Source organism: Thiosulfatihalobacter marinus (assembly GCF_016019955.1).
GTDB classification, from domain to species: Bacteria; Pseudomonadota; Alphaproteobacteria; order Rhodobacterales; family Rhodobacteraceae; genus Shimia; species Shimia marinus_A.
Map to the genome: position 1 here is coordinate 30,651 of NZ_JAECRZ010000010.1, position 20,349 is coordinate 50,999.

A 20,349-nucleotide genomic window follows, 5' to 3' on the forward strand; every position below is an offset into this window, starting at 1 on the left:
CCTTTCAGTGTTCCAAGAATACTCAAAAAAGGATTTGCGTCAGGCCGCCGTGTCTGCGTGATCCTTCTGCACGTACTTGCAGTCGCAATACGGGCATTCCACCCAACCGGTCGCGCTCGGGATCTGCAACCAGACGCGCGGATGCCCCAGCGCGCCTTCGCCGCCGTCACAGGCCACGCGATAGCTGTCGACAATCTTGGTTTCGGGCGCTTGGATGGTCATTGCAGGCTGGTCCTCTGATTGAAAACACCGCATCCCGGTTGTTGTTCGGGGCCGGTTTCTTTAGGTGCGAATATGATTGAATGCGCAGCCGGGAGCAAGTGCAGCCATGACGCAGAACGCCATCGAAATCCGCCGCCTGACCAAGACCTACCGCGCCGGGCGCGGCGCTCCGGAAAAACAGGCGCTCAGGGGGATCGATCTCGACATCCCCGCCGGCTCGATCTTTGGCCTTCTCGGCCCCAATGGCGCGGGCAAATCCACCATGATCAACATCATGGCCGGGCTTGTCACGAAAACCTCCGGCAGCGTGTGCATCTGGGGCTTTGATCAGGACGAAAACCCGCGCCAGTCCCGCGCCGCCATCGGGGTGATGCCACAGGAGCTGAATCTGGATCCCTTTTTCACCCCGCGCGGCGCGCTCGAAGTCCAGGCCGGGCTGTACGGCGTTCCCAAATCCCAGCGCCGGAGCGATGAAATCCTTGAAATGGTCGGCCTGACGGACAAGGCCGAAGCCTATGCCCGCACGCTTTCGGGCGGGATGCGGCGGCGGCTGTTGCTGGGCAAGGCGCTGGTGCATCACCCGCGCATCCTGGTGCTGGACGAACCGACCGCCGGGGTGGATATCGAGCTGCGCCGGATGCTCTGGACCAATATCCGCAAGCTCAACGCCGAACGCGGCATGACCATCATCCTGACCACCCATTATCTGGAAGAGGCCGAAGAGATGTGCGACGAAATCGCCATCATCCATCACGGTGCGCTGGTCGCGCGCGACAGCACCGCCAACCTGCTGGGTCAGATGGACGCCAAATGCATGGTGATCGACCCGGTCGATCCGCCGGCCCGCCTGCCCGTTGGCGCCGGGCTTGACGTCAGCACACGCCCTGACGGCGCGCTGGTGATCAGCTATCGCGCCAGCCACACCACCGCCGAGGACGTGCTGCGCGCCGTGCACGCGGCCGGCATCGCGATTCGCGACGTGAAAACCCAACAGGCCGATCTGGAAGACGTTTTCCTGGAACTGACCCGCAGCCGCGCATGAACCCGGCGGGGCGGCACTGCCCCCCGCCGCGCCTGATCACATCTCCATCGCTTCCGCGATTTCGACGGTGCCCTGACCGCCTTCCAGGATCGGGCACCCCTTGGCAATCTCGATCGCCGCGTCCATGTCGGCGGCATTGATCAGCGTGTAGCCCGATACCGGGTTGGCCCCGCCATTGTCCTCGACACCAGTGGCGGTCACGGTCTTGCTCATGCCCGCCGGATTGCCCCCGTCCACGAGGTTTTCGCCAATTCCGCCCATCCAGGCCATCCAGGCGGCCATCACCTTTTCACCTTCTTCCGGTGAGTCGGGACGGCCGCCGCCGTGGTAGATCATCATGAATTTCGGCATTTCAATTCTCCCTGTTTTCAGTTGGTTCTAGGTAAAAAGTGCTTCCAGCTTGTTGAGCGACGATCCCCAGCCGCTTTCGTGGTTCCTGGCGGCGTCATCGCTGCTCAATTCACGATGATCCACGATCAGCCGTGCCCCCTCGGGGGTCTCTGCAATCGTGAATGTCACATGGCTTTCCGGCCCGCGTGCATCACCCTCGTCATGCCAGGCCCAGGTGAACCCGACGGAACGGGGTGGATCATAGCTGGTCACATGGCCCGAGACCTTGAACCGCTGCCCCTCGTCGTTCACCATGACGGAAAACCACGGCCCCGGGCGCGACAGGTCCAGATCATGTTCCGGCACATGCAGCCCTTCCGGCCCCCACCATTGCAGCAGATCCGCCTGCCGGGTCACGGCCGCAAAAAGCCGCTCGGGGGCCACGGAAAAACTGCGCTCCAGCCGAATATCGCTCATGTATCCTCCTCGTTCAGCATCGCTTCAAGCCGGTCCAGGCCCGCTTGCCAGAAGCTGCGATGATCCATCGTCCAGTTTGAAATGGCCCGTAACGCCTCCGGGCGCACGGAATACAGACGCCGCGTGCCCTCGGCCCGCTGCTGCACCAGCCCCGCATTGCGTAAAACCTTGAGATGACGCGACACCGCCGGCCCGCTGATATGCGCATCCTGAACCAGCGCGCCCGCCGGCAGTTCCCCTTCGGCCATCATGCGCTCCACCATGGCCAGCCGGGTCTGATCCGCAAGCGCGGCAAAAGTATCGGTAAGTCGGGTCATGTCCTACTATTTAACATTATTGTTAATTAATAGGTAGCCCCCTTCGTTCACGAAACCGTGAACACCGCACGGGCACAAGGCCGATCCCGAAAATCACGCCACGAAATCCGCGTGCCCATATCCCTGAATGAACAAAAGCGCGCTCAGGTCGCCATGGTTGATCCGGATGTCACACTCGGCCGCCACCGACGGTTTGGCGTGCAGCGCCACCCCGGCCCCGGCCAGCCCCAGCATTCCCAGATCATTGGCCCCGTCGCCCACGGCCATCACGTCATCATGGGCCAGCCCCAGCCGGGCGGTGATCTCCCTGAGCGCCTGCACCTTGGCCTCGCGCCCCAGGATGGGCCGCGCCACATCGCCGCTCAGCACACCGTTTTCTACCAACAGCGTATTGGCCCGGTTCTCGTCAAAGCCCAGCTCCTCCGCCACACGGGCCGTGAACGCCGTGAACCCGCCCGACACCAGCGCCGCATAGGCTCCGTGCGCCTTCATCGTCGCCAGCAAAGCCTTGCCCCCCGGCATAAGCGTGATCCGCTCGGCCAGAACCTTGCCAATCACGCCCTCGTCCAGCCCTTTCAGCAATCCAACCCGTTCCGTCAGCGCGCCTTCGAAATCCAACTCGCCATTCATTGCCCGCGCGGTGATATCCTTGACCCGCTCGCCAACGCCCGCCTCGTCCGCCAGCTCATCAATGCATTCCTGCCGGATCATGGTGCTGTCCATATCCGCCAGCAGCATTTTCTTGCGCCGCCCGGCAACCGGCTGAATCACAAGATCCACGCCCATGCCCTGAAGATCCGCCCAGACATCCCAGCGATTGTCCGGCATCACCTCCAGGGTGAAATCGGCGGCCTCATCCACCGCCAGCCAGTTCGCATCCCCCCCGCCCCAGGCATTGCGCAACGACTCGATCAGCGCAGGGTCAAGCGAAGGCGTGGCGGGCGAGGTCAGAAGCGTCGCAACATACATGGGAAAGTTTCCGATAGTGGTCATTCAGGGTCGCTTTTCAGCTTTCAAGCGGCGCTATAGCGACATTTTTGCGGTTGTGGAACCGCAATCCCCCGTCTATTCCCGGCGGCGGGACACCTCTCCCCAACGAGAGGCATTTATCTGTAAGGATAGCATTGATGGCTACTCAGCAACCGGCAACGCGGCCGGCAAATCCGCGTTTTTCCTCTGGCCCCTGCGCCAAACCCCCCACATTCACGCTCGAAAAGCTCGCCGATGCCGCGTTGGGCCGCAGCCACCGTGCCGCCGTTGGCAAGGACAAGCTGAAGGCCGCGATCGAAGGCACGCGCGAGGTGCTGGGCATCCCGGCCGATTACAAGATCGGCATTGTTCCCGCGTCGGATACCGGTGCGGTCGAGATGGCGCTGTGGTCGCTTCTGGGCGAGCGCAAGGTCGAGATGCTGGCCTGGGAAAGCTTTGGCGCGGGTTGGGTCACGGATGTCGTGAAACAGCTCAAGATCGACGCAGACGTCAAAACCGCCGATTATGGCCAGATCGTCAATCTCGCTTCGGTCGATTTCAACAACGATGTCGTGTTTACCTGGAATGGCACCACGTCGGGCGTGCGCGTTCCCGATGGCGACTGGATTGCCGACAACCGCACCGGCCTGACCATCTGCGATGCCACCTCGGCGGCCTTCGCGATGGACCTGCCCTGGGACAAGCTCGATGTGACCACCTTCTCCTGGCAGAAAGTGCTGGGCGGCGAAGCGGCCCACGGTATGGTGATCCTGTCCCCGCGCGCGGTGGAACGTCTTGAATCCTACACACCCGCATGGCCGCTGCCGAAAATCTTTCGCCTGACAAAAGGCGGCAAGCTGATTGACGGCATCTTCACCGGCGCCACCATCAACACGCCGTCGATGCTGGCGGTCGAAGATTACCTCTTCGCGCTGGACTGGGCGCGCTCGGTGGGCGGCCTGAAAGGCCTGATCGCTCGGGCGGATGCCAACGCGCAGGCCGTGTTCGATTTCTGCGACGCCAACGACTGGATCGCCAACCTGGCCAAGGATGACGCGACCCGCTCGAACACCTCGGTATGCCTGAAATTCACCGATGACCGCATCGCCGACGGTGCGGCATTCGCCAAGGCCGTGGCCAAGCGCCTGGAGAACGAAAACATCGCTCTGGACATCGGCGCCTACCGCGACGCGCCCGCGGGCCTGCGCATCTGGTGCGGCGGTACGGTCGAAACCTCGGATATTCAGGCCATGCTGCCCTGGCTGGCCTGGGCATTCGAAGCCGAGATCACCGCCCAGACCAAAGCCGCCTGATCGGTGCGCCCCCAACACGACACCGCAGGGTGCGCATTCACTGCGCATCCCCCCTCTCTCTCAGTTTCAAAGGACCATCACCATGGCCCCCAAAGTGCTTATCTCCGACAAGCTCTCCCAAGCCGCCGTTCAGATCTTTCGCGATCGCGGCATCGACGTGGATTTCATGCCCGACCTGGGCAAGGACAAGGACAAGCTGGCCGAAATCATCGGCCAGTATGACGGCCTCGCCATCCGCTCGGCCACCCGCGTCACCCCGACCATCCTGGAGAACGCGACCAATCTGAAGGTCATTGGCCGCGCCGGGATCGGCACCGACAATATCGACAAGGAAGCGGCGTCGAAAAAAGGCGTGATCGTGATGAACACGCCGTTTGGCAACATGATCACCACCGCCGAACATGCGATTGCGATGATGTTCGCCGTTGCCCGCCAGATCCCCGAGGCCAGCGCCTCGACCCATGCGGGCAAATGGGAAAAGTCGAAATTCATGGGTGTCGAGCTGACCAACAAGACCCTTGGCGTGATCGGAGCGGGCAATATCGGCGGTATCGTCTGTGATCGCGCCCGGGGGCTGAAGATGAAGGTCATCGCCTACGATCCCTTCCTCAGCGAGGAAAAGGCCAACAAGATGGGTGTCGAAAAGGTTGAGCTGGACGCTCTTCTGACGCGCGCCGATTTCATCACCCTGCACGTCCCGCTGACGGATCAGACCCGCAATATCCTGTCGGCGGAAAACCTCGCCAAGACCAGGAAAGGCGTGCGCATCATCAACTGTGCCCGTGGCGGTCTTGTCGACGAAACAGCACTCGCCGAACTGCTGAAATCCGGTCATGTCGCCGGCGCCGCCTTTGATGTGTTCTCGCAGGAACCCGCCAGGGAAAACCCGCTGTTCGGGCTGCCCAACGTGGTGTGCACGCCCCACCTTGGCGCCGCCACCACCGAGGCTCAGGAAAACGTCGCCCTGCAAGTGGCCGATCAGATGTCGAACTATCTCCTTACCGGTGCCGTGGAAAACGCGCTGAACATGCCATCGGTCACGGCCGAAGAGGCCAAGATCATGGGCCCGTGGATCAAGCTGGCCGATCACCTTGGTGCCTTTGCCGGGCAGCTCACGGATGAACCGATCAAGGCGATCAACATCCTGTATGACGGTGTCGCGTCCAAGATGAACCTTGATGCGCTGAACTGCTCGGTCATCGCGGGGATCATGAAGCGCGTGAACCCCGATGTGAACATGGTCTCGGCCCCGGTTGTGGCCAAGGAACGCGGCATCCAGCTGTCCACCACCAACCAGGACAAATCCGGCGCGTTTGATGGCTATATCAAGGTCACAGTCGTCACCGATCAGCGCGAACGCTCTGTCGCCGGTACCGTCTTCTCGGACGGCAAGCCGCGCTTTATTCAGATCAAGGGCATCAATATCGATGCCGAGGTGGGCGCGCATATGCTCTACACCACCAACGAGGACACGCCCGGCATCATCGGCACACTGGGCCAGACCATGGGCGAAAACGGCGTCAACATCGCCAACTTTACCCTGGGCCGCGCCGATCGCGGCGGCGAAGCCATCGCACTGCTTTATGTGGATGACGTGGTCCCCGCCCCGATCGTCGACAAGCTGTGCCAGACAGGCATGTTCCGGCAGGTCAAGCCGCTGCAATTCGACGTCGCCTGACACGATCACATCGTTCCCACAAGGGCCGCTCTCAACCGGGGCGGCCTTTTCTCTTTGTGCCCGACGCTCTAACAATCGATCCACAGGCGCAAAGGACGACCCCAATGACATCCCGCATCTACGCCATCGGCGACATTCACGGCCATCTCGACAAACTGACCGACGCTCTGGCGCGGATCGAACGGGACGGCGGCCCGGATGCTCAGGTCGTGTTCCTCGGCGATCTTGTCGATCGGGGCCCCGACAGCCGTGGCGTAATCGATCTGCTGATGCAGGGCATCGCCGGGGGGCGCAACTGGACGGTTCTGCGCGGCAACCATGACCGCATGATGGGCTACTGGCTAAAAAACCACCGCCCCGACCCGCATCTGCTGGTGGGGTATCACTGGCTGCACGAACGCATCGGTGGGGTGGAAACCCTCGCTTCCTACGGCGTTTCAGTCCCTGATCCGGTGCGCTATCATCAGGTCCATCCCCAGGCCCGGGCTGCCGTGCCCCGATCCCATCGCGACTTTCTGGCAAACCTGCCCTACCACCACCAGATCGGCGATCTGCTTTTCGTTCACGCCGGCATCCGCCCCGGAATCCCGCTGGCGGACCAGTCCAACAGCGATTTCTGCTGGATTCGCCGGGATTTTCTCGACTTCACCGATCCCCACCCCTGGCTGGTCGTGCACGGCCACACCCACCGCCCCACACCGGAACATCACGGCAATCGCGTCAATCTTGACACCGGCGCTGGCCACGGCCGCGCGCTCACCGCCGCCGTTTTCGAAGGGCGCGATTGCTGGGTGCTCGGGGACAAGGGCCGCGAGAGGCTGACGCCGCGCTGACGGTTCAAATTGTCGGTATTCACTCCGGCGCGCGTTAACCGCCGCTTCAGGTTTTCGCCCCAGGCTCGACAGCGTGGGGGCCCTTTTCGAAAGGGCATCAAGATGTACCAGACACCATACCGGGCCCCGGCCCCGACGGGCATGGCCACACGCCGCCAACAGATGGATCAGCCGTTGGGCGGGCTGGTCCGGCTCCTCTCCGAACTTGGGCAATCCACCCTGTTCCGGCCCTGGACGCCCTAGTCCAGGCCCCACAAGTCCGTCGACAGATACTTCAAACCGCTATCGCAAATCACGATGCCGATGACACCGCCGCGTTCCGGCCCGGCCAACAACTCCAACGCGGCCGCCGCGTTGGCCCCGGCGGAGAACCCGCCGAAAATTCCTTCTTCGCGCGCCAGCGCCCGCGCCGCATCGCGCGCCGCCGCACCGCTGACAGACAGGTAGCCGTCCACAGGGCACGTCTTCAGGAACTCCAGGACCGAGATCGCATAGCCGCCGCCCTGAATCGGATGGTCCGGGCTCAGAACGGAACGCCCCGCCAGTGCCTCGGCGCCCTCCGGCTCCACAACATACCCCCGCAAATCCGGGCTGCGCGCCTTCAACGCGCGCACGGTTCCCGCATACGTCCCGCCCGACCCGGCAAAATCCACGAAAGCGGTCAGCGACCGGTCGCTATCGGCCCACATCTCGGGCCCCGTGGTCTCGTAATGCGCCCGGGTGTTCCCCGCATGATGAAACTGATCGGCCCGAAACGCCCCGCGCGCGGTCACAATCTCACGTGCCACCCGGTCCACCTCCGCCAGATCGCCGCCCGACACCTGCCCCGGCACCGATCCCGGCAACTGATCCACCAGAACCACTTCGGCCCCCAATGCCGCCATCATCCGCGCCCGCTCGACCGAATTGCCCCGGCTCATCACCGCCACGAACGGATAGCCCTTCAACCCGCACACAATCGCCAGACCGGTCCCCATATTGCCACTGGTCAGCTCGACCACTGTCTGGCCCGGCGCCAATTCCCCGTCGGCCTCCGCCGCCTCGATGATCCCCCTCGCCGCGCGATCCTTCTTGGAAAACCCTGGGTTCAGATAATCCAGCTTGGCCAGGATCCGCCCCTCCAACCCCCGCGCCGCCACCATCCGGTCCAGCCAGACCGCCGGCGTCCCGCCAATCACGTCCATCAACGAATTTGCCGCCACGCCCACCTCTTCTTTTGGCCCCAAATATCCCGGGGGAGTCGCCATAGGCGACGGGGGCAGCGCCCCCTTTACCGCCAGTTCAGCACCACCTTGCCCGAGGCCCCGGATTTCATCGCCGAAAACCCCTCGCCAAAGGCATCCACACCAAATTCGTGCGTGATCACCCGGCTCACATCAAGCCCGTTCTGCAACATTGCGATCATCTTGTACCAGGTCTCGAACATCTCGCGGCCATAAACACCCTTGATCGTGATCGCCTTGAACACGATGCGGCTCCAGTCCACCGGCGACTTTCCCGGCGGAATACCCAGCAACGCGATCTTGCCCCCCATGACCAGCGCCTCCACCATCTGGTCCAGCGCCGCCTGCGACCCCGACATCTCCAGGCCCACATCAAAGCCCTGCTTCATCTTCAGCGCCGCAATCACATCCTGCAAATCCTCATTGCGCACATCCACGGCCCGCACCGTGGGCACCACATGTTCCGCAAGTTTCAACCGGTCCGGGTTGATATCCGTGATCACCACATGCCGCGCCCCGGCATGGCGCGCCACCGCCGCGGCCATGATCCCGATAGGCCCCGCGCCGGTAATCAGCACATCTTCTCCCAGCAGATCGAAACTCAGCGCCGTGTGCACGGCATTGCCCAGCGGGTCCAGTATCGCCCCGATCTCGTCGGGAATGTCATCGGGCAAGGGCACCACGTTGAACGCGGGCAGGCGCAGATACTCGGCAAAGGCGCCCTGTTCGTTCACTCCGATACCCCGTGTGCCGGGATCAAGGTGAAACTTCCCGGCGCGGCTCTGGCGGCTTTCGGTGCCGATCAGATGCCCCTCGCCCGACACGCGCTGGCCGATTTCAAGCCCGGTCACATCCCGCCCGATCTCGACGATTTCACCGGCAAATTCATGCCCGGTGATCAACGGCACCGGAACCGTATGCGCGGCCCATTCATCCCAGTTCCAGATATGGATATCCGTGCCGCAGATACCGGTCTTGTTGACGCGGATCAGCACATCATCCGGACCGATCTCGGGCACCGGCGCGCGCACCATCCACAGCCCCTCGCGCGGCTCTGATTTCTCCAGCGCCTTCATCGTGTTGGGTCTGGTCATTGGATCACCCCCAAATCGCGTCCCACCTTTGCAAACGCCGCCAATGCCCGGTCCAGTTCGTCCCGCGTCAGCGCGGCATTCATCTGGGTGCGGATGCGCGCCTGCCCCCGTGGTACAACCGGAAAGAAGAACCCGCTCACATAAACGCCTTCCTCGAACAGCCGGGCCGCCATGTCCTGTGCCAGCTGCGCCTCGCCCAGCATGACAGGAATGATCGGATGTTCGCCCGGCAGAATGTCAAACCCCAGCTTTTCCAGACCTGCCCGCCAATAGGCGGCGTTCGCGAACAGGCGGGCGCGCAACGCGGCACCCTCCTCGACCAGCCGGATCGCCTCGATCCCCGCCGCCACGATACCGGGGGGCAGCGAGTTGGAAAACAGGTAGGGCCGCGCGCGCTGGCGCAACAGATCGACCACCGGCTGCGGCCCGGCGATATAGCCCCCGATCGCCCCGCCCAGCGCCTTGCCCAGCGTTCCGGTCAGGATATCCACATCCACCCCGAAATGATCCGGCGTGCCGGCCCCGTTGGGGCCCATGAACCCTGTGGCGTGGCAGTCATCCACCATCACCAGCGCGTCATGATCGCGCGCCAGCCGGGTTATTTCGGGCAGGTTGGCCAGATAGCCATCCATGGAAAACACCCCATCCGTGGCAATCATCACATGCCGCGCACCTTCGGTGCGGGCCTGTGTCAGCTTTGCCTCCAGGTCGGCCATGTCGTTGTTGGCATAACGATAACGCCTGGCCTTGCACAACCGAACGCCGTCTATGATCGACGCGTGGTTCAGGCTGTCCGAGACAATCGCGTCTTCCGGCCCCAGCAGCGGCTCGAACAGCCCGCCATTGGCGTCAAAACAGGCCGCGAACAGGATCGCGTCCTCCTTGTTCAGGAACTGCGCCAGCGTCTGTTCGAGGTCGCGATGTATGTCCTGCGTGCCACAGATGAACCGCACCGAAGCCATGCCAAATCCGCGCGGCGCCATAGCGCCCTGTGCGGCCGCGATCAGCGCGGGGTGATCCGCCAGCCCCAGATAGTTGTTGGCGCACAGATTGATGACCCGGCGCGCGCCCACCATGATCTCGCCGCCCTGGGGCGAGGTGATCAGGCGTTCGCGTTTCATCAGCCCTTCGGCCTGGATGGTGGTCAGCGTATCCCGGATATGGGTCAGAAAGGCATCCGACATGGGTTCCTCCATGATTCTGGAGATCAATCTACCATAACGGAGAGCGCTCTGGAACCGGAAATTTTCGTTATAACGGAATATCTCCACAATAACGGAAGGTGTCACCCGCGGGCAGGGCGCGATGAGTATTTTTGGCAAAATGAAGAATGGGACTCAGGCGTCCCGCACCACCAGGAACGCGCGCGCCGGGCCATTCATGGCGCGGATGCAATGCGCGACATCGGCGGCGTAGCGGGCCGTGTCTCCGGCGCCAAGGCTTTGTGTTGCATCGCCCGAGGTGACGTTCACCTGGCCTTCGATCACGCTTAGCTGTTCGCGCGCGCCTCGGGCATGGGGTTTGCTGTCCAGCGAGCCATCCGGGGCGAAGCGGATATCATAAATCTCGTGTTTCCCGGCATCCGCGGGTGGCGACAGGATACGGATGGTGCAGCCTTCGCCGCGATTCTCGATTGTCGGCACCTGGCCGTCACGCAGCACTTCGATCCGGTCGGCGGTGCTGGAGTCGTCCAGCAGACCTGCAAAATCCACCTGCAACGCCCTGGTCAGATTCCAAAGCGTTGCAATCGTCGGGCTCGATTCGCCGCGTTCGATCTGGCTGACCATGGACCGCGACACGCCCGACAGTTTTGCCACCGCGTCAAGCGACAGGCCCTGCTGGCGCCGCGCCTCTTTCAGGCGGCTGGGCAAAAGGCCGAGGATATGGGAATCGCTGGACATTTCCCATACCTGCCCGTGACGCGGCGTCCGTGTCAATGCACGCCGCGTCGCAGCGACCATTCGCGCCTTAACAGGGTTGCGTCAAATCAGTAGGGTGCGCGTGCTTGAGAGTATCTGTCACCACAAAGGACATCATTCATGTCGGATATCGTAATTCTGGGCGGCGCCCGTACAGCCATTGGCACTTTTGGCGGCGCGCTGGCCAACACCCCCCCCATCGAACTTGCCAGGATCGCTTCCGAGGCCGCCATGCAGCGCGCAGGCGTTGAGCCGGGTCAGATCGGCAATGTCGTATTTGGCCATGTGATCAACACCGAACCGCGCGATGCCTACCTGTCGCGCGCCGCAGCGATCGAAGCCGGCGTGTCCAACACCGCCCCGGCAATGAACGTCAACCGGCTGTGTGGTTCCGGCGCACAGGCCATTGCCTCGGCCACGCAGTCGCTGATGCTGGGCGATGCCGATTTCGCATTGGCCGGCGGCGCCGAAAGCATGTCGCGCGCGCCCTATATCGTGCCCTCGCAACGGTTTGGCGCCAAGATGGGCGATGTACAGACGCTCGACATGATGCTTGGGGCACTGACCTGCCCGTTCGGCACCGGCCACATGGGTGTAACCGCCGAGAACGTGGCCGACGAACATGACGTATCGCGCGAGGACATGGATGGCTTTGCCGTTGAATCCCAGCGCCGCGCGCTGGCGGCCATCGAAGCCGGGTATTTCAGGGAGCAGATCGTTCCGGTCCAGGTCAGGGTGCGCCGCGACATGGTGCCGTTCGACACTGACGAACATCCCAAGGCCTCGACCATGGATTCACTGGGCAAGCTGCGCGCGGTGTTCAAGAAAGACGGGCGTGTGACCGCCGGAAACGCGTCGGGCATCAATGATGGCGCCGCCGCCATCGTGCTGGCCCGTGCCGAGGCCGCCGAGAAGGCCGGGCTGACGCCGAAATTCCGCGTGCTGGGATATGCCCATGCCGGTGTCCGCCCCGAGGTGATGGGCATCGGGCCGGTTCCGGCGGTGGAAAACCTGCTGGCGCGCACCGGCCTGTCGATTGCCGATTTCGACGTGATCGAATCCAACGAAGCCTTTGCCGCGCAGGCGATTGCCGTGAACAAGGGCCTTGGCCTGGACACTGCCAAGGTGAACCCCAATGGCGGCGCCATCGCGCTGGGACACCCGGTGGGGGCCACCGGCGCGATCATTACCGTCAAGGCGATGTACGAGCTGGAGCGGATCGGCGGTTCCAAGGCGCTGATCACCATGTGCATCGGTGGCGGCCAGGGCATCGCGCTGGCGATCGAGCGTATCTGACAAAGGCGGCCCGGCGGGATTTGCGCCGGGCCTGCCAAACGGGGCGCGGCCCCAACCCGGAACCGACGCTGCACCGGCGTCGGTTTCCCTTTGCCTCACTCCATCCAGAACCGCACCCGGTCCGACTGTCCGGTCGCGTCGATCACCGTGACAACCGACGCTCCGGCGCCGATCCCCGGCAGGTGGACCTCCTGACGGCGTATGCCGGTGGCCACCGGCGCGCCGTTGGCCAGCACGGTAAACGGGCGGGTGCCGTTGCGCAGCTTGATCGTCAGCCCCGCACCACGATCCGCCAGCCGCGCGCCGTCGGGCGGAAAACTGACCGTCAGCGCATCCGGCGCGGCGACAAACACGCCATTGCGCCCCCGAAACTGCCGCAGCGGCGCGGGCAAGAGCGCGTTGCTGCTCAGGATGGTTTCCGGCGGCGGCGGGCCCAGCGGCGTCAACTCGGGTGTGAGGCGCTGGAACATGTCAAACAACACCGGCGCGGCCACCCCGGCGCCAAAGGCACCGGGCACCGGCGTGCCGTCGGGCCGCCCGATCCACACACCGGCCACATATTTTCCGTCAAACCCGATGGCCCAGCTGTCGCGATACCCATAGCTGGTGCCGGTCTTGTAGGCCAACCGGGTCTGCGCCGCCCCCGGTGGCGGCGCGATCCCCGACAGGATATGGCCCAACTGCCATGCCGCGGACCGGCTGATCACCCGTGGCCCGGCCGTGCCATTCTCGCCCAGCCGCCAGCTTAGCGGCTGCGCGATACCGCCCCGCGCCAGCATGCCATATAGCTGCACCAGTTCTTCCAGCGTGACACCCACACCGCCCAGCGAAATCGCCAGACCCGGCGCACCGCCGGGCAGTTGCGGATCGGTGCCCGCCTTTTTCAACGCCGCCATCAGATTGGCCGGGCCGATCTCGTCGGTCAGCATCACCACCGGGATATTCAGCGACTGGCGCAGCGCCTCGGCCACGCTCAGCTCGCCCCGGAACGTGCCGTCGAAATTGCGCGGCGCATAGCTGGCGAACCGTACCGGCGCATCATTGATACGGGTTTCGGGATGCACCAGCCCCCGATCGAAGGCCAGCCCGTATACCAGCGGTTTCAGCGTCGATCCCGGCGAGCGGCGCGCGCGGGTCATGTCCACAAAACCACTGCGCAGATCGCCGCCGCCATAGCCCGCCGATCCGACCGATGCGAGGATTTCGCCGGTGGTGTGATCGGCCACCACCATGGCAATCGAAAGCCGCTCGCCCAGACCGAACAACGCCTGTCCGGCCAGCGCCTCAAGCGATTTCTGCAATGCCCCGTCAAGGCTCAGCCAGTGGCGACGCGTATCGGGCTGCGCGGCCACGGCCCGGTCGGCCAGATGTGCCGCCAGTGTCGGAAAGCCATACCGGACCGCCGGCACCGGCTCGGTTTTGGCGGCGCGCCGGGCCTCGGCGCTCAGTACGCCGGCCGTCACGGCCCGGTCCAGCACCCGGTCCCGCGCCGCCGTGGCCGCTGCGCGATTGCGGTCCGGGCGGCGCGCGTTCGGGCTTTGCGGCAGGGCCACCAACAAGGCCGCCTGCGCCGGGGTCAGCCGCGCCGGTTCCTTGCGAAACCACGCCAGCGAGGCCGCGCGGATGCCTTCCAGATTGCCGCCAAACGGCGCGTGGGTCAGGTACAGCGCCAGGATCTGGTTCTTGCTCAGCTGCCGTTCCAGCGCCAGCGCCACCCGCATCTGCCGCAGCTTGCCCGCCCAGCGCCCGGTGCTGCCATCCTCCAGCAGCCGCGCCACCTGCATGGTCAGGGTCGATCCCCCCGACACGACCCGCCCCTGCATCAGCGCCTGCCACCCGGCCCGCAGCAGGGCGCGCGGGTCCACCCCGGCATGATCCGCAAAGCGCCGGTCCTCATAGGCCAGCAGCAGGTCCAGATAGGTGGCGTCCACCTGCTCGGGCGCCGCGCCCAACCGCCAGATGCCGCCCGCCACGGTATAGGCGCGCAACAGATCGCCATTGCGGTCGCGCACCTCTGTCGATGTGTCGGCCAGCAGGGGCGGCAGGCTGGTCGCGTCCACCCAGGCGTCGAACCCATCCCGCAGCCCCGCCCCGATCAGAAGCAGACCCACCAGCACAAAGGGCGCGAACCGGCGCATCACTCGGCGACGATCAGCTGCCCGGCGGCGGTGCGTGCACGATACTGCGGGCGGTACATGTCCTCGACCACGGCCGCCGGATGGTGATAGCTGCCCGGCGTGACCGCACGCACGATATAGGCCAGCCGGAACGGCGCGTCCGAGCGCCAGTCGACCGCCGCAAGGAACCGGTCCGAGCGGAATTCGCTGTGCTCGGCGCTGACCGGATCAAGCCAGTCCAGCGCGGCCACATCGCCGCTGGCCAACAGGTTGGGATTGTCGATCTCGAACCCGGCGGGCAGCGGATCATTCACCATCAGCCGCGCGCCCCCCTGCTCGAACGGGTCCACTGTAAGCACCACGACAAACCGGTCGCCCGACCGGATCGTATCGGGGTTCATCGGCTGGCCATCCGTGGTGAAATACTGCCGCGTCAGATCATAGCCATAGCCGCCCTTTTCCACCTTGTAGGCCGGCACGCCGATCGTGGTCAGGGTCACGTCCGTGGGCCGGCTTCCGGTATTGCTCAGCACCATGGGCGCGCCCGGCATGTCCTGCTCCAGCCTGCGCAGCAGCGGCCCGTTGACCGGCACGCCATCCAGCGACAGATCGGTCAGATCGTCATCGTCGATCAGGGCATGCGCCGCCATCAGCGACCACACGCTTTCCTGTGTCGACAGGCTCTGCCCCGGTGCCGAAATCCGCTGTGCCAGCGCCGCGCGGTCAAGGGCCGTGCTCCCGGCTTCCACGGCCAGCGTCAGCACACCCGCCGCGTCCCGCAGCCGCGTGCCATAATCGGCGCGCCAGTATTGCGACCGCGTCGCGTCCCAGCCGTCCTCGATCTGCGCCGCCGCCTTCCGAAACATGGCATCCGCCCGTGTCTGATCGCCGTAAAACGCCAGCGCCGCGCCCAGCTGCGCCGCCGCCAGCGGCGTGGCAAAGGCATCGGCCTTTACATCGGCATAATAGCGCAGGTCGCCCATCGCCGCCGCGCCTTCCCGCGCCAACACCAGCAGGGCATAGGCAATGTCTTCGCCCCCCTTGTCGAAATCGGGCGCATAGTTGATCCGGTTGCGCAGGTTGTCCATTGCCTGGCGGAACGCCAGGTCGGGCACGTCATAGCCCTTGGCCCGCGCCCGCGACAGGAAATCGCTGACATAGGCGTCCAGCCAGAAATCGCCACTGCCCACCCGCCACAGACCAAAGGCACCATTGCCCGCCTGCCGCGTCAGCACCCGCCGGATCGCCTCGTCGATCCGTGCCTGCACCCTGTCCCGGCTGGCCAGCCCCAGCGCGCTTGTCACGGTATCGAAATACAACAGCGGCAGGGCGCGCGATGTCACCTGTTCGGTGCAGCCATAAGGATAGCGGTCCAGCGCCTGCAACAGCCCCGGCGCGTCAAACCGCGCCAGAGCACCGGACGAGATCACCGCCGATCCCGTGCCTTGCCGCAGATTGGCGAACATGTCGTCATTCAGCGTCAGGCTGTCCCCGGCGGCCAGATCGATCCGCTGGGTGGTGCTGATCTCGGGGTCATTCGCCCGCACCGGCAATGTCAGCGACTTCAAAAGCTGCCTGCCATCCGGCGTGGTCAACGCCACCCGCAATTCGTACTCACCCACATCGCCCGCCGTCACCGGGATCGACAAACGCTCTGTGCCGTTCTCGGCCAGCGTGATGCCCGACGGCACCGCCCCTGCGGCCAGCGTCACGCCCGGTGCGCTGACATCCAGCCCCATCCGGCCCGCCGGCCCTTCGGCATGGACAATCTCCAACAACAACCGGCTCTGGTCCCCCGGGGCCAGAAAGCGCGGCAGGCTCGCTGTCACCACCACCGGATCACGCACCAGCACCTCGGCCTCGGCCTGTCCGACCGCGGTCGCACTCCAGGCCACCGCCATCAGCCGCACCGCCCCGTTGAACTGCGGCAGATCGAACCGGATCCGCGCGGTCCCGTCCGCCCCGATTTCCACCGGCCCGCTGAAATAGGCCACCAGTTCCTCGGTCGGGGGGGGCGAGTTGAACCGCCCCTGCGCGCTGGCATCGCCACCCGACCGGAGCGCCCCCATCGCGCCATTCATTCCGTCAATCAGGCGGCCATAGATGTCACGAATTTCCATGCCCAGCCGCCGCTGGCCAAAATAATGTCCCGCCGGATCGGGGCTAGGGAATGCGGTCAGGTTCAGGATACCCACATCGACCGCCGCCAGCGTGACAAAGGCGGTCTCGCCCCGCGCCACCCCATCCACTTTCACCGCCACGTCCAAAGGTCCGCGCGGCGCGATCTTTTCAGGGGCCTGCAATGCCACCTGCAACTGCTTCGTGCCCGGATCGATCGGCGCATAGCTCAGCCCCAGCGCGCGCGACGGGTTCTGCCCAGCGGGCAGATCCGCCGGGCGGATCACCGACGCGCTGACATACGCCCCCGCGCCCCATTCATCCGTCACATCCAGCGGGATCAGGTTTTCCCCTTCCTGCACCTGGACCGCCCGCATCGCGATCAGCCGGTTGGACATGACCGTCACCAAAGCCGTGCCCGCAAACCGCGGCACCACGCGCAAGATCGCCGTATCTCCGCTGCGATAGCCGGGCTTGTCCAGCGACAGGTCCAGCGTGTCGGGCGTGTCCGACGCATCCGCCGGGGCATACCACCCGGCCTGGAATGCGCGCGAGCTGGCCACGTAATCGCCGCCGATCTGTTCCACCACGATCTCGTAGCGCCCCCAGTCCACCGGGGCGCTGATCTCGACGGGCTGTCCTGTCGCGGCCACTTCGCCCCCCGCAACGCGGGTGCGGGTTGTTGTCGGCTCCCATTCCCAGTTGCCGTAAAGCTGGTACCATTGATAGGTCGTGCGCACGCGGTTCACACTCCAACGAAGCCGCATCGGCTGCTGGCTCAGATCCGCGCCCAGCGCGACCACCTGGAAACGCGCCTCGGCACCTTCGGGCACAACGTCGTCGCCAAAGGCGCTCTTGATCCCGATCATCGGGCCGTTGGGTGCCACCGGATGCACGATCTGCCGCTCGACCGGCCGGCCAGAGCCCTCCATCACCCGAACCGTGACCGCTGCTTCCAGCGGCTGACCGGTTGCCTCGACCTCGGGCAGGACCAGCGCCACCTCGGCGCGCCCGTCCGCGCCGGTTTCGTCACCGCCGAAATATTCGGTCCGACGGTCGAACCGCGCGTCGTGACGGCCAAAGCCGTAACCCTCGAAACCGGCCACCGCGCTGCGCGCGCGCAAAGTCAGATTGCCATCGATCGTCAGCCCCGCGCCCGGTGCGCCAAACAGATAGCGCGCCGCGATCCGCAAGGGGGCCGGGTTTTCCATGTCCAGCGGCGCCTCGGGCAGGCTCAGGTCAAAATCGATCCGTTCGGGCAGGAAATCCTCGATCAGCACCTTGGCGGTGGCCAGCGGCGGCGCATCCAGATCGGACTTGAACGCAATGCGCCACGCGCCGCGCGGCACCGTCGCCCCGGTGGGCAGCGCAAACACATGCCCGCCCGCCGCGTCCGCCGTGGACACCTGGCGCGAATATTCCACCCCGTCCGGGCGCGTCAGGATCGCCGTCACCGGCAGGCCTGCAATGGCCTGCGCCACATCGCCCCGCGCCAGCGCCGTGACGTAGATGGTTTCTCCCGCGCGATAGGCCCCGCGATCCGTGGTCACAAACAGATCCACCGGCGGCGCCGGGGGCCGCCCCTCGACCCCGCGATCCGACAGGTCAAAGGCCGGATCGGTCAGCGACAGGAACGAAAAATCCTCGCCATCCTGCAACAGGATCAGCGCCGGGGCCGCGCCCTCGGTGCCACGGGTCAGCCCCGCCCCGAACAGCGCGTATCCGCGCGCGTCTGTGGTGGCCGTGCCCAGCACCCGGTTGGCCCGCGACAACAGCGTGACCACGGCGCCTTCGCGCGCTTCGGCCTGCATCAGGCCGCGCACGAACACATGCAGCCCGTCGATGCCCGACAGTGTTGTTACCCCCAGATCGGACAGCACAAACCACTGTGTCGTGGATGTCTCGTCATAGGGTTCGGCCCCCGGAATATCCGCCGTCAGCGCATAAACTCCGGGCGGCTGATCCGCGACCGCCTCGCCGATCGGCAGGCGGGTCGTCATCGTGCGGTTCAGCGTATTCTGCACCTGGCCGGTGCCTTGCCACACGGTTTCCGCCACATCGCGGCTGAAATCCTCGATCTGCCAATAGCTCAGAGGCTTGCCGAAATAGCTGTCCTGAATGGCGCGCAGCAGGTTGCGGTCGCTGACCCGTTGCAGGGTCAGTTGCACCGTATCCAGGTTAACGGTCTCGATCGGCAGTCCCGCGTCGGCGGTGCGCGGCAGAACATAGGCCCGCCCGGCAAAGCCCACCGACGGGCCGCGATCCCGCACATAGGCTGAGATCCCGATATCCCGGATCAGCTTTTCGCCGCTCGCCGCCGGCAGCCCCTCGCGGAACGTCAACCTGTAGCGCTCGCCATGTGTAACCCCGTCCACACAGATCGTCCGGTCACTGACCTGTACCGCCAGCCGCTGATCGGGCAGTTTGACATAGGGCGCGTAATCCACCCCCGCCTTGACCAATGGCTCGTTGAACTCGGCACAGATGCGCGGTTGCTCGGCGTCGCTCTCCACCCTGTGTTCGGTGATGCGGAACCCGTATTTGCCAATCGCGCCTTCCAACATCGAAACAACATCGCCGCGCGGCTGGATCTTCTCGGCCAGCCGCAGCGCGCGCAGCATCAACGGCCCCTGATTGCGGGTTTCCAGCAAACCGGCCAATTGCACCAGCGTGCTCACCCGCGCCGGATCGTTGGGCGCGCGCAGATAGGCGTTGATCGTCGCCAGATAGGCGCGGTCGCGGAAATTGCGCGTTTCGCTGTCAGTCTTGCCCTCGGCGACAGAGTTCAGCCGCCCGTATTCCAGCCATTGATCGCTGGCATCGGTCTTGCTGACCGCGCCACCCGTCCAGCGCATCGCGCTGACCAGGTTGCCGTCGCGGGCGCGCTGGCGCGCCGTGTCGATCATCCCGGCCACGTCCCAGGGACCGGCCGCGTGAATGCGCCCGATATTCGCCGCCAGGTCGCGCGCCCGGTTCAGATCGGAGACACTCAGAAACGCCAGGTCGCCCGCGCGGGCCGTGGCCAGCTTTTGCGCGCCCGGCGCGGCCCGGTACACCCTGGCGGAAATCGCGCCCTCATAGGGTTGCGTATCATTCACCGCGCTCTTGGGAAAACAGGCGTTAGAGCGCGAATTGAAGGTGAACGCCGCGCAATTGTCATCCGCCAGACAGGACTGCACACAGGCGTCATAGGTCGTATCGAACATGCTTTGCAGATCGGCCCCGTAGAAATCCACGTCCCGGCTCACGACAATGCGCCGGTCAGGCACGTAGGATTGCTGGGCGGTTGCGGCCTGAACGAAAAACAGGCCCGTCAGGACCAGGACAAACCAACGCATCTCTATCTCCCCGTCATTCAATGCCTGCATCGTGCCACGCGCCTTCACGATGACGCAACGATC

At 64.8% G+C, this 20,349-nt stretch carries 17 protein-coding genes; 6 read left to right on the forward strand and 11 right to left on the reverse strand.

Annotated features, from left to right (window positions below):
* Positions 1–39: 39 nt before the first annotated feature.
* Complete coding sequence (locus tag I3253_RS14485; protein ID WP_197918592.1) at positions 40–222, reverse strand: zinc-finger domain-containing protein; 183 nt, start codon at positions 220–222, stop codon at positions 40–42.
* A 106-nt stretch (positions 223–328) separates the two neighbouring features.
* Here I3253_RS14485 and I3253_RS14490 point away from each other — a divergent pair, with 106 nt between their 5' ends.
* Complete coding sequence (locus I3253_RS14490; RefSeq protein WP_197918593.1) at positions 329–1,264, forward strand: ABC transporter ATP-binding protein; 936 nt, start codon at positions 329–331, stop codon at positions 1,262–1,264.
* Between the two features lie 36 nt (positions 1,265–1,300).
* Here I3253_RS14490 and I3253_RS14495 read toward each other — a convergent pair whose 3' ends face one another.
* The 4 genes from I3253_RS14495 to serB all read right to left on the reverse strand — a co-directional run bounded on the left by I3253_RS14495 (position 1,301) and on the right by serB (position 3,357).
* On the reverse strand, positions 1,301–1,615 hold the full coding sequence (locus I3253_RS14495) for a YciI family protein (protein WP_197918594.1): 315 nt from the start codon (positions 1,613–1,615) through the stop codon (positions 1,301–1,303).
* Positions 1,616–1,642: 27 nt separating this feature from the next.
* Positions 1,643–2,071, reverse strand: a complete 429-nt coding sequence (locus I3253_RS14500; RefSeq protein WP_197918595.1) for an SRPBCC family protein — start codon at positions 2,069–2,071, stop codon at positions 1,643–1,645.
* Positions 2,068–2,388, reverse strand: a complete 321-nt coding sequence (locus I3253_RS14505) for an ArsR/SmtB family transcription factor (RefSeq protein WP_197918596.1) — start codon at positions 2,386–2,388, stop codon at positions 2,068–2,070. Before I3253_RS14505 ends, I3253_RS14500 begins: the two co-directional genes overlap by 4 nt.
* 93 nt (positions 2,389–2,481) lie before the next feature.
* Positions 2,482–3,357: a phosphoserine phosphatase SerB gene (gene serB / locus I3253_RS14510; protein ID WP_197918680.1), complete on the reverse strand. Its 876-nt coding sequence runs from the start codon at positions 3,355–3,357 to the stop codon at positions 2,482–2,484.
* A 158-nt stretch (positions 3,358–3,515) separates the two neighbouring features.
* Here serB and I3253_RS14515 point away from each other — a divergent pair, with 158 nt between their 5' ends.
* The 4 genes from I3253_RS14515 (at position 3,516) to I3253_RS14530 (ending at position 7,424) form a co-directional block, all read left to right on the forward strand.
* Positions 3,516–4,670, forward strand: a complete 1,155-nt coding sequence (locus I3253_RS14515) for a phosphoserine transaminase (RefSeq protein ID WP_197918597.1) — start codon at positions 3,516–3,518, stop codon at positions 4,668–4,670.
* An 82-nt stretch (positions 4,671–4,752) separates the two neighbouring features.
* Positions 4,753–6,348, forward strand: coding sequence for a phosphoglycerate dehydrogenase (gene serA, locus I3253_RS14520; protein ID WP_197918598.1), 1,596 nt, complete (start codon positions 4,753–4,755; stop codon positions 6,346–6,348).
* Positions 6,349–6,452: 104 nt separating this feature from the next.
* Positions 6,453–7,181, forward strand: coding sequence for a metallophosphoesterase family protein (locus I3253_RS14525; RefSeq protein WP_197918599.1), 729 nt, complete (start codon positions 6,453–6,455; stop codon positions 7,179–7,181).
* A gap of 102 nt (positions 7,182–7,283) precedes the next feature.
* Positions 7,284–7,424 (forward strand): hypothetical protein, encoded by a 141-nt coding sequence (locus tag I3253_RS14530; protein WP_197918600.1) that lies wholly within the window; start codon positions 7,284–7,286, stop codon positions 7,422–7,424.
* Here I3253_RS14530 and I3253_RS14535 read toward each other — a convergent pair.
* From I3253_RS14535 to I3253_RS14550, 4 genes are all read right to left on the reverse strand, one after another.
* Positions 7,421–8,383, reverse strand: coding sequence for a PLP-dependent cysteine synthase family protein (locus I3253_RS14535; RefSeq protein ID WP_197918601.1), 963 nt, complete (start codon positions 8,381–8,383; stop codon positions 7,421–7,423). The two genes, I3253_RS14530 and I3253_RS14535, sit on opposite strands and share 4 nt — an antisense overlap.
* Positions 8,384–8,451: 68 nt before the next feature.
* Positions 8,452–9,480, reverse strand: a complete 1,029-nt coding sequence (gene tdh, locus I3253_RS14540; RefSeq protein WP_197918681.1) for an L-threonine 3-dehydrogenase — start codon at positions 9,478–9,480, stop codon at positions 8,452–8,454.
* Positions 9,481–9,494: 14 nt separating this feature from the next.
* On the reverse strand, positions 9,495–10,682 hold the full coding sequence (locus tag I3253_RS14545; RefSeq protein WP_197918602.1) for a glycine C-acetyltransferase: 1,188 nt from the start codon (positions 10,680–10,682) through the stop codon (positions 9,495–9,497).
* A gap of 153 nt (positions 10,683–10,835) precedes the next feature.
* Positions 10,836–11,399, reverse strand: a complete 564-nt coding sequence (locus tag I3253_RS14550) for a helix-turn-helix domain-containing protein (RefSeq protein WP_197918603.1) — start codon at positions 11,397–11,399, stop codon at positions 10,836–10,838.
* A gap of 138 nt (positions 11,400–11,537) precedes the next feature.
* On the opposite strand from I3253_RS14550, the gene I3253_RS14555 reads away from it, so the two are divergent.
* Entirely contained in the window at positions 11,538–12,713 is a 1,176-nt protein-coding gene (locus I3253_RS14555; RefSeq protein WP_197918604.1) for an acetyl-CoA C-acyltransferase family protein, read from the forward strand.
* Between the two features lie 95 nt (positions 12,714–12,808).
* On the opposite strand, the gene pbpC is transcribed toward I3253_RS14555, so the two are convergent.
* Complete coding sequence (gene pbpC, locus I3253_RS14560; protein ID WP_197918605.1) at positions 12,809–14,851, reverse strand: penicillin-binding protein 1C; 2,043 nt, start codon at positions 14,849–14,851, stop codon at positions 12,809–12,811.
* Positions 14,851–20,286, reverse strand: coding sequence for an alpha-2-macroglobulin family protein (locus I3253_RS14565; RefSeq protein WP_197918606.1), 5,436 nt, complete (start codon positions 20,284–20,286; stop codon positions 14,851–14,853). Before I3253_RS14565 ends, pbpC begins: the two co-directional genes overlap by 1 nt.
* Between the last annotated feature and the right edge of the window lie 63 nt (positions 20,287–20,349).